Source organism: Rheinheimera sp. (genome assembly GCF_020217005.1).
Lineage (GTDB): Bacteria > Pseudomonadota > Gammaproteobacteria > Enterobacterales > Alteromonadaceae > Pararheinheimera.
Genome location: NZ_JAIWOI010000305.1, coordinates 1 through 10,000 on the forward strand (window position 1 = coordinate 1; position 10,000 = coordinate 10,000).

Here is a 10,000-nt window from a genome sequence, read left to right on the forward strand (position 1 = left end):
TTGTGATCTGGGGTAAAACCAGCAAACTGCACTGTAAATACCAGTACATCTTCAAAAGCTAAATTGTCTTGTTCAGACTGGGGAAAATCCATCGTCAGTTGTTGTAATGCACCAACAGAAGCAGGTTTGACCAGAGTTTCAGCACCAGGGAAAAGTGCTTTTTCTAACTTTTCCTGCCAGCTTGGACCAAAAACCCAACGATATAAAGCGGTATGAGGCTCCCGACTGGCTTGTTGATACCAAGTGTTTTGTAATGCAGCTATTTTTTCAGTTTTCAGATAATACCGCAGCGCCGTATCTTCAGGACAAGAGGCAACGGAAAGTACAGGCTTTTTCCCAAGCGCTATGACTTGCGTATTATTTGGGTCTTGCTTCGTTTGCCACCACTCGGTCGCCAACACAGGACCTGCGCATATAGCCAGGATTAATACTGCCGAAAATTTCATCACCACCCTCCAGTTGCCGCGCCATTGTAGGAGAACAAGGCATATTTGCAACCTTTCACCTCATTGAGCTACCAAAACAACAGCCAGTATCTGTGGTTTTAGCTAAATCTGCGCTGAATTATAAGTGCGTGATGCAACACAACAAGCCTCAGGATAAACGCAGTTTTATCAGAGCGAATGCAAACCAGATAGTTTCAGAGGCTGGCGCATATTTTGTTATGCACCCCAGTCAGATATCAACTAGAAAGCTTCAACAGCTGACACTTTGGCTTGGTAACGGTGAATCGCAGCATTTAATTTTTGCATAAATCCCGGATTTTTCTTCAGATAAGTTTTGTTGATGTAAATAGCAAAAGGCAGGTTTACCTCTTGCTGAAAGTTGTACAACTCACTGTCTATACCTTGTTGCTTCATCAGAGTTTTTATTGTCAATTCTGGTAATAAAATGGCGTCTACCCTTTTGAACTTCAATAAATTTAACAGACCTCTGATATCAGTGGTGCCAGCTGTCACCTGATAATGTTGCTCTTTTAGCCAGTGAAATGCATTGCTGTTTGTTTGAGCTGAAACCTGAGCCTGATGTTTAAAACCTGCAGCACCAGGTTTTAAGTCTGAGCGTTGCTTTAACCAAACCCAGGTCCATTGGATCATCAATACCGGTTGTGAGAATTCGGCCATACTGTTGCGTTCTGCACTTTCGGTCGCCAGAAAAAAACCATCTACTTTGCCCTGTTGTAAATCAACGGCAGCACGACCAAAATGAGGCACTAAACGTACAGAAAATGGCAGCTGTAGATCAGCCATAATAGCGGCCACCGCTTCATAGCCTATACCTTTATTTTGTCCCTGTTCCTGATAGGTATAAGGCGGGTAATCCGGCATCAAAAACCTTAGTTCTCCCCTAGCCATAGCCTTATCCACAAGGGAACAATAAAGAAGCACACACAATACCAACCTGAACATAAGTGCCTACCGTTTAAAAAAGTCAGTTGAGACAGGGTTAACTCTAGCAGTAATACGGAGATAGCAAAGATAAATGAACAGTCACTGGTATCTGGCTTCCTTGTGAAGCAGTAGGGCATTCGTTTTAATGACTTGATTGTTCGAGTGACAAATGTCGGCTGCACTGTAAAATACTTGAATAAAAAAACATATGATTGGGTAATAAGTGTTCAATTTCAGTTTGTTAGCAACAGGAAAAAGCCGGGCATGCTAAAAGTTACACTGGAACAGTGGCGAATGTTTAAAGTCGTGGCTGATCACGGCGGCTTTAATCAGGCGTCGGCCGTGATCCATAAAAGCCAGTCCAGTATTCATACTGCGGTACAAAAAATTGAGGCCAGCTTAGGAGTAGCTTTATTCCGTGTAGAAGGCCGCAAAACCTTACTGACTGCAGAAGGCGAAATGATTTTACGCCGGGTTAACTATTTGCTGGATGAAGCGCTGCGCGTGGAAGATGTTGGCCTGACGCTGGCCGAAGGCATTGAAACTAAGTTACGCATCGCTGTGGATGAAATATTCCCACAGCATTTATTGTACAAAGCGTTGGAAAACACCTCTGCTGCTTACCCTATGCTGCGCATTGAACTGAGTGAATCTATTTTATCCGGTGCGAAAGAGCTACTGGAGACTTTTCAGGTCGATATTGCAGTCTCGCCTTTGACCATCAAAGATATTTTCAGCGAAGAGTTGTGCCAGATAGAATTTCTGGCAGTCGCCTGCCCTACCCATCCGCTTTTTACTATAGAACGCGACCTGACTATTGAAGACTTAAAGTCTCATCGGCAAATTGTTGTTCGCGATTCAGCCATATCCCAACGTAATGACGAAGGTTGGCTCGGCGCTAATCAGCGCTGGACCGTCAGTCATATGCGCACTTCGATAGATATGATTAAAAAAGGTTTAGGCTTTGCCTGGTTACCTTTAACTTCTATAGTGGACGATTTAGAGCAGGGTCTGCTAAAACCTTTACCACTTTGTAACGGGCGCAGCCGAAAAGTGAATCTGCATTTGCTATTTCTGGATGCCGACAAGCTTGGCCCTGCTGCCCGCACATTTTTAGGTGAGCTCCGTTATCAAAGTATGGATTTGCCGACCTCAGAAGATATGTAAATGAAATTGGGGTCAGATCACATTAGTTACGCATAACTTATGTGATCTGACCCCATTTTTATTGATTTACCGGCGACCAGGCTGGAGTTGCTGCTTCAGGTTTTTTATACCAAGCCGGATAAGCAGTCTGGCTGGCGTATCGTACTTCACCTGCTACTACGGTCAGATCTGCTTCAGTTTGTAATAGCTTATGTTCAGCAACGGTTAAAATATCCTGATTCAGCACCACAAAGTCTGCATACATACCAGGCTGAATTTGGCCTTTCACCAACTCTTCCCCAGAAAAATAAGCACTGCCAGAGGTAAAGACTTTTAAGGCTGTTAATCTGTCCAGCGTATTTTCTTTACCATATAAAGGGGTGCCACCCACAGTTTTACCCGACACTGCCCAGTAATAAGTCGCCCAGGGGTTAAAGCTGGCTACACGGGTGCCGTCTGTACCAAAACCCACTGGAATACCCAGCTCCAGCATCTTTTTAAAAGGTGGGCTTTGTTCTGTTTTGGCTTTGCCATAACGCTGTAAGAAGTCTTCACCGGCAAAAGCCATCCGGCCCTGCACTGCAATAGCGCCACCTAAAGCTTTGACACGTTTCAGGTTTTTATCTGAAATAGTTTCAGCATGGTCGATAATCCAGCGTACTTTATTCAGTGGTTGCGTTTGGTTAATAGTTTCAAACACCGTCAGCATACGTTCAATCGACTCATCGTAAGTAGCGTGGATTCGGAAAGGCCAGCCTTGCACTAAATGCAAACGTACTATTTGCTCTAACTCCGGATCGGCGTCTGCGTCCAGTTCTGGCCGTGTCGACATAAAGTTTTCGTAGTCAGAAGCTTTCCAGGACAACAGCTCACCACCGCCTTCAACTACATACCCATTATCCATATGCAAATGCAGGTTCTGATTGTTTTTGTAGTTGCTCATCCACTGACTGAAACTGCTCATTTCCTTGCCCGGAGTTTGTGGGAATAAATAGTTCGACACCCGGATTGGCAATTTACCTGTTACAGCCAATACGGTAGAAGCTTGATAGTTATCGGGAAAATCATGGCCACCGCCGCCTGCATCCACCACACTGGTTACACCTAAACTCAGCAGCTTACTGTAAAACTGTTTGCTGGAATTCAGCTGGTCGTCCTGCGACAACTGCGGCAGCGCAGCGATAGTTTTGTACAAAATAGTTGGATTAGGGTCGGCAATTAAACGGCCTGTTAGTTCACCCTGTGCATCTTTTTCATAATAACTGTCTTTAGGCGCCACGGAATCTTTAGTGATCCCCAGCACTTGCATGGCTTTTTTATTCAGCACGGCACCAGAATACAAATGCAGTACAAAAACCGGCGTATTGGGCGCTATGGCTGTCAGTTCTGCTGATGTAGGTAAACGCTTTTCTTTAAACTGATAAGGGCTGAATCCCCCCACAACCCGTGCCCACTGGCCTTCTGGTGTCACTTCGACATTTTTTTTCAGCAAAGCCAAAGCATCTTTTAATGAGGTTAAGCCTTCCCACCGGGTTTCTAAATTGTAAAAGCGACCACCACGCACCACATGCAGGTGAGAATCGTTGATGCCAGGGATCACACGACGGCCCTGGGCGTCTATCAGTTGAGTGCTGGCTGTTTTTTGTGCCAGCAGGCTTTGGCTGTCTGTACTTAATTGCTCGAAGCGGCCATTGGTGACAGAAAAGGCCGAATATTCTTTGCCATCAAAGGTTTGAATTTTTGCGTTGTAAACTATTAAATCAGCCGCCATCAGGCTAAATGACAGACCAGAGGCGACGGCCGCAGCTACTAAATGTTTTACCAGTTTCATAATATTTTCCTTTTAATTCAGCGTTCTGCAGTTACTCAGCAGCAGCCTGTTTGCCATTTTGAGACGAAAAAAATACTGCTAAAGACTCAATATCCTGATCCGACAGTGCACTGGCATTGGCCTGCATAATAAAAGCCAAACCGCCCTTACGTTTACCGTCGCGATACGCCTTTAAGGCATACTGCAAATACTCTTTATTTTGGCCGGCCAGATTAGGGTTAGTGGCCACAGGAGCTATACCAAATTCACCATGACAACCTAAACACTGCTGTGATAACACCTGACCTTTGGCATACAACTGCTCGCTGCTGGCTACAGAGTGTTGACTGAATGTGCCTGCGACTATCAGTAAAGCTAAAGCTGTTAAAGTCTTCATCTTCGCCTCCTTCCTCTTTTGATAAAAAGGCCACTGATCGTGGCCTTCTGCTCAAGTTGCCTTAGAATTACTGACCTTCTTTGGCATGGAACATTTCAGTGGCATAAATCAAACCTAAGCCATAACCACCTGCATGTTCTTTGGCAATATCAGTCACGGCTTCATAGGAGGCAGTGCGAGCCCAATCACGTTGCAGCTCCAGCATGTATTGCAACCAGGTTACTGGACGGGCACCAGCCTGGATCATGCGCTGTACTGCCATATCGTGGGCTTCTTTGCTGACGCCGCCCGAAGCATCAGTGACAAAATACACTTCGTAACCTTCGTCTATGGCCGACAATACAGGTCCAACACCACAAACTTCAGTCCATAAGGCTGCAATTACAATTTTGTTTTTCTTAAATTTTTTCACCAGATCCGTGACACGTTTATCTTCCCAGGTATTCATGGTAGTACGGTCTATCGGAGTTTGTTCAGGAAAGACTTTTTGTAATTCCGGGAAAAGAGGGCCACTGAACGACTTGGCTGCCACTGTCGTTAGTATGGTTGGCACTTCAAAAGCTTTGGCTGCTTTGGCTAAACCAGTCACGTTATTGCGAACTTCTTCCACTGTATGAGAACGGGTTGCAAAGGCCATTTGTGGTTGGTGGTCAATTAAAATCAATGTATGGTTGGTTGGTGTTAACAGCGTCTTGCCAGGCTCACCAGCTATAGCTGGTGCACTGATAGCAGCAAACAAAGAAACACCAGCGATAACAGATTGTAATGTTTTGTTTAATTTGAACATTTTAAAATTCCTTCTGGATAATTGAGTTTTGGTTTTGTTAATGGACGACTGCGTAACCAGTCCATGAGTCACATAATAGAGCAATAAAAAAGAATGAAAATTAGATAAAAACGCGTCTTTCATTCTCTTATTGAGAATTTTAAAATGTAATATATCTGCTAGCCACTCAGCTTTAGTTTCACACCCCTTTCACATTCACTGCTTTAAGCTTTGCGCCTCACAAACAGATTGCTGTGTTTTCGATGGAGCAGTACAGGACAACGTTATGGCACAACGAAGAGGAATAGACTTAATGCTGGGTATAGGTGCAGTAGTAGCCGCAATAGCAGCGCTTTGGTACGGGCTATTTGGTTTAAAGCCATATAGTTTAAGCGCGGAGGAATTGACTGCACGTTATGCTTACCCAGCAAAACAGCAGGTGCAACTGGAGCTGAAAGAACTCAGTCGCCAAAGCTTTGAGTTTACTTACCAGAGCTTTGATGGCGTGACTGTGAATGGTCGTATTAGCTACCCTGCAGATCCAAAAACTATTCAGAACCCGGTGCCTGTGTTGATTGGTGCTCATGCCATGGGCCGCAGTCAAATTCGCTGGTGGCAAAGCAGTTTCAAAGACAGAGCTACCTTTGAGCAAACGGATAAAATCACAGCTATGGCATTGGCCAAAGGTTATGCGGTTGTCGCCATTGATGCCCGTCTTCATGGTTTACGCAAAGACCCCAATATAAGCATTGTGGATATTATTGATAATTTACACTGGTGGGGAGAACGTGAGCCTTACGAAACCATGCTGATAGATACAGTGCGGGATCATAGAGTGCTGCTGGATTGGTTAGTACAACAACCCAAACTGGATAAAAATAACATCAAACTGGCAGGTTACAGCATGGGCGCACAAATCAGCTTGCTGCTGGCTGGAGTCGACTCTCGTATTCACAGCGTTGCAGCCATAGTACCGCCTCATATGAACAGCACTACTGCAGTGGTCGCGCCGCTTAATCTGATGGCAGGTCTGGCAGATAACCAGGTTTGGCTATTTACTGCTGATGACGATGAATACGCCAGCATCCAACAGAATCAACAGCTGTTTGACGCGTTACCCAACCCGGATAAAAAGCTATTTCGTTTCGCAAGTGGTCATCTGTTGCCGGCTGATTATGTGACCAAACTAGAGCCCTGGTTATAAACCAAAGCTCTTCCTTCATAAATATACCCAAAGTAATTGGAGTTGCGGGGAGGCGACAAGAGCGTGAGACCCCAGGAGCATAGTTTACCTATGTGCAATTGGATTGAAGCGAAAACGAGCCGCATACCCCCAGCATAGTACTTGCAAAACAACTGGGGCGATGGCTCGAAGTCAACAAAGCTGCAGCTTCAAGTACGAAGGGTATTAATGGCTAAACTGCAAAGCTGCCAAACGGGCATACAGCTCGCTGTTTTGCAGCAATTCGGTATGAGTGCCCTGAGCTACTATGCGGCCGGCTTCCAATACCACAATACGATCGGCTGCCAGTACTGTGGCCAGCCGGTGGGCTATCACTAGTGTAGTGCGGTTTTGCGCCGCGTTGTCCAGCGCCTGTTGCACTTGTCGTTCGCTTTCAGCATCTAATGCACTGGTCGCTTCATCCAGCAATAACACCGAAGGGTTACTTAAAATAGCTCTGGCTATTGAAATACGCTGGCGTTGCCCTCCGGATAAACGCACCCCACGTTCACCTAAATAGGTGTTGTAGCCTTCGGGCAAGGCCAGAATAAAGTCGTGTGCCGCTGCCATTTTTGCTGCAGCCTGCACTTCCTCTTCTGAAGCTTCAGGACGGGCGTAACGGATATTATCCAGTACAGAAGCTGCGAAAATTACAGTGTCCTGCAGCACTATACCAAATGGCTGCCGGGCATCTGTTAAACGCAGATCCTTTAAATCCATGCCGTTAAATTTCACCTGACCTTGTTGCGGATCGTAAAACCTCAGCAGCAACTGGAACAAAGTGGTTTTTCCGGCGCCGGAGGGGCCAACTAAGGCTATATGTTCACCTGGTTTAATCTGCAGCGAAAAATCCTGTAAGGCCAAGGTATCTGGCCGCGACGGATAACTGAAATTGACGTGGCTAAACTCAATACCCAGACCAGCCAAATGATGTTCGGGTACGACCAAAGGCAGAGGAGCAACGCTTTCCTGCACAGGGGATTGTACATTCAATAGCTGCATTAAACGCTCAGCCGCTCCGGCAGCGCGCTGTAAATCGCCCCATACTTCGGCAATAGCGCCAATAGCACCGGCAGTCAGTACCGCATATAAAATAAACTGTGATAACTGGCCTCCCGTCATTTCATTAGCCAGCACCGCCTGAGCACCTAACCAGAGCACAAAGGAAATAGCACCAAATACCAAGACTATGGCCACTAAAGTCAGCATAGAACGGGCGCGAATACGGGATAAAGCTGTGGTAAACGCAGTTTCGACTGAGTCGGTAAAACGCAAAGTTTCACGTTGCTCCTGCCGGTACGATTGCACTGTTGGAATAGCGTTTAATACTTCGCCTGCGACAGCGCTGGCGTCAGCGATACGGTCCTGACTGTCACGCGATAATTTACGCACTTTGCGGCCAAATAAAAAAATCGGCAAAATCACTAAGACTAAAGTCAGCAAAATATAAGCGGCTAATTTAGCACTGGTGACAAATAACATCACCAATCCGCCCAGTAACAAAAAGCTGTTACGTAAGCCCATAGACAAACTGGTGCCAACCACAGCCTGAATTAAGGTGGTGTCTGTGGTTAAACGCGACAAGACTTCGCCTGTTTTGGTCAGTTCAAAAAACTGCGGACTCATTTTCACTACATGGGCATATACTGCACTGCGTAAATCCGCGGTAACCCGCTCGCCCAACCAGGATACATAATAAAACCGCAAGGCTGTGGCTACGGCCAAAACAACAGAAAGGCCAAATAACGCCAAAAAGTATTTATCGATATGGCCAGCCTGATCGGAGGAAAATCCGGCGTCAATCAGATAACGAAAAGCCACAGGCAAGGTCAGGGTTGCTACTGCTGCCACAGTTAATGCGACAAAAGTCAGCAGCCAACGACTGGCGTAAGGTGTCAAAAAGGGCACTAAGCTAAAAAGCGGCCCCATTTTTTTGGCTGGAGCCTGAACCTGAGGTTGCGTTTCGGATGTCACAGAGGCGCTGCTCATAACTTATAAACCAGCCATGATACGTAGTACTATACCAACGGCAGCACCAATCATCAGCACCAGAGCAGTCATGAAACTAATGATAAAACCAGGGCCCCGACTTTTAGGGTCTTGGACATAACTGACAGAATACAACACACGCCCCACTAACCAGACTAAACCTAAAAGCCCGGCCCAGAGTGGACTGACGTACTCACTGAATAACCACAGCGCAGGTAAAAACAGCACCAGTTGCTCCAGTGTATTCATCTGCACTCTGTACACCACCTCAAAGGCGGCATGGCCGGTCGTAGCCGGTGCAGCCACGCCATATTTCTTCCGCGCCATACCAACGGCCAGAAAGCTGTAGATAAATAATAAAAGTGCCAGCAAAGTGACAATAGCAGGAAGATGTAAAGCCATGGTAACCCTTCAGTCAGGTCAGGCGGATTGTCTATAACGGTAATGGGGATGCCAAACAAGGAATTCAATTGTTGATTAAAAAAGGCGGCTTGATATTACTGCCGCCTTTGTGTTTCTTGTCACTTAGACTAAGTACGGAATTGGGCCAATAACCCGGCTAAATTGCTCATTTCTTTATCCAGCCTATTACTACTATGACGAGCTTGCTGACCAATACTTTCGTTCGCCTTAGCCTGGGTGACTATAGCTTCAACACTGCCATGAATTTGCTTCATCTCGGCCTGCTCTGAACGGGCCGATTCTTTAATATCTTCGTTGACCGTGCGGATTTTTCCGACCACTGTCACTATAGAGGAAAAAGCCGTCGTAGTGTCCGCAATACGCTCAGTGATCTGCAACGCTTTCTGCTGAGCGCCAGCCATCACTTTTACTGCCATACCTGACCCATTGGTCAGGTTATTAATAATACCCTCAATTTGTTTCGTCGAATCCTGAGTGCGGGATGCCAGGCTTCGGACTTCATCAGCCACGACCGCAAAACCACGGCCTGATTCGCCAGCCCGGGCAGCTTCAATTGCAGCATTAAGCGCCAATAAATTGGTTTGTTCTGCGATGCTGCGAATCACTTCCAGCATAGTGCTGATATTTTTACTGTCTTCCACTAAGGCACTGATCACTCTGCTGGCGTTGTCGATTTCATCTGCTACTTCACTGACGCCAGCGCGAGCAGCATTCACCACTTGCTCACCCTGGGCAGTAATACCTGAAGCCTCCCCTGACGCGACATCAGCTCTTTGTACTGCCTGACCTATATGGTCAACAGCCAATGCTAAGTGCCGAATAGCATCAGCGACCTGTACAGTTTCATTTAACTGTA

General features: G+C 46.2%; 10 protein-coding genes. 2 read left to right on the forward strand and 8 right to left on the reverse strand.

Annotated features, from left to right (window positions below; translation table 11 throughout):
• Nucleotides 1–446 (reverse strand): hypothetical protein (locus LDL40_RS14830; RefSeq protein WP_300996203.1); only part of this gene is annotated, 446 nt, incomplete at its 3' end.
• A gap of 240 nt (nucleotides 447–686) precedes the next feature.
• Nucleotides 687–1,355, reverse strand: a complete 669-nt coding sequence (locus tag LDL40_RS14835; protein WP_300996205.1) for an ABC transporter substrate-binding protein — start codon at nucleotides 1,353–1,355, stop codon at nucleotides 687–689.
• A gap of 300 nt (nucleotides 1,356–1,655) precedes the next feature.
• Between LDL40_RS14835 and LDL40_RS14840 the strand changes: the two genes are divergently transcribed.
• Nucleotides 1,656–2,558, forward strand: a complete 903-nt coding sequence (locus LDL40_RS14840; RefSeq protein WP_300996206.1) for a LysR family transcriptional regulator — start codon at nucleotides 1,656–1,658, stop codon at nucleotides 2,556–2,558.
• Nucleotides 2,559–2,616: 58 nt separating this feature from the next.
• Here LDL40_RS14840 and LDL40_RS14845 read toward each other — a convergent pair whose 3' ends face one another.
• The 3 genes from LDL40_RS14845 to LDL40_RS14855 form a co-directional block, all read right to left on the reverse strand.
• Complete coding sequence (locus LDL40_RS14845) at nucleotides 2,617–4,368, reverse strand: amidohydrolase (protein ID WP_300996207.1); 1,752 nt, start codon at nucleotides 4,366–4,368, stop codon at nucleotides 2,617–2,619.
• A gap of 31 nt (nucleotides 4,369–4,399) precedes the next feature.
• The gene (locus LDL40_RS14850) at nucleotides 4,400–4,744 is read right to left on the reverse strand and encodes a cytochrome c (RefSeq protein ID WP_300996208.1); all 345 of its coding nucleotides are present in this window, start codon (nucleotides 4,742–4,744) and stop codon (nucleotides 4,400–4,402) included.
• Nucleotides 4,745–4,811: 67 nt separating this feature from the next.
• Entirely contained in the window at nucleotides 4,812–5,531 is a 720-nt protein-coding gene (locus LDL40_RS14855; protein WP_300996209.1) for a hydrolase, read from the reverse strand.
• A gap of 265 nt (nucleotides 5,532–5,796) precedes the next feature.
• On the opposite strand from LDL40_RS14855, the gene LDL40_RS14860 reads away from it, so the two are divergent.
• Complete coding sequence (locus LDL40_RS14860; RefSeq protein ID WP_300996210.1) at nucleotides 5,797–6,714, forward strand: S9 family peptidase; 918 nt, start codon at nucleotides 5,797–5,799, stop codon at nucleotides 6,712–6,714.
• A gap of 204 nt (nucleotides 6,715–6,918) precedes the next feature.
• Here the strand turns inward: LDL40_RS14860 and LDL40_RS14865 are convergent, their stop codons facing one another.
• From LDL40_RS14865 to LDL40_RS14875, 3 genes are all read right to left on the reverse strand, one after another.
• Nucleotides 6,919–8,721, reverse strand: coding sequence for an ABC transporter transmembrane domain-containing protein (locus LDL40_RS14865; RefSeq protein WP_300996211.1), 1,803 nt, complete (start codon nucleotides 8,719–8,721; stop codon nucleotides 6,919–6,921).
• 3 nt (nucleotides 8,722–8,724) lie between these two features.
• The gene (locus LDL40_RS14870) at nucleotides 8,725–9,123 is read right to left on the reverse strand and encodes an MAPEG family protein (protein ID WP_300996212.1); all 399 of its coding nucleotides are present in this window, start codon (nucleotides 9,121–9,123) and stop codon (nucleotides 8,725–8,727) included.
• 128 nt (nucleotides 9,124–9,251) lie between these two features.
• On the reverse strand, nucleotides 9,252–10,000 hold a 749-nt coding region (locus LDL40_RS14875), incomplete at its 5' end, for a methyl-accepting chemotaxis protein (protein WP_300996213.1).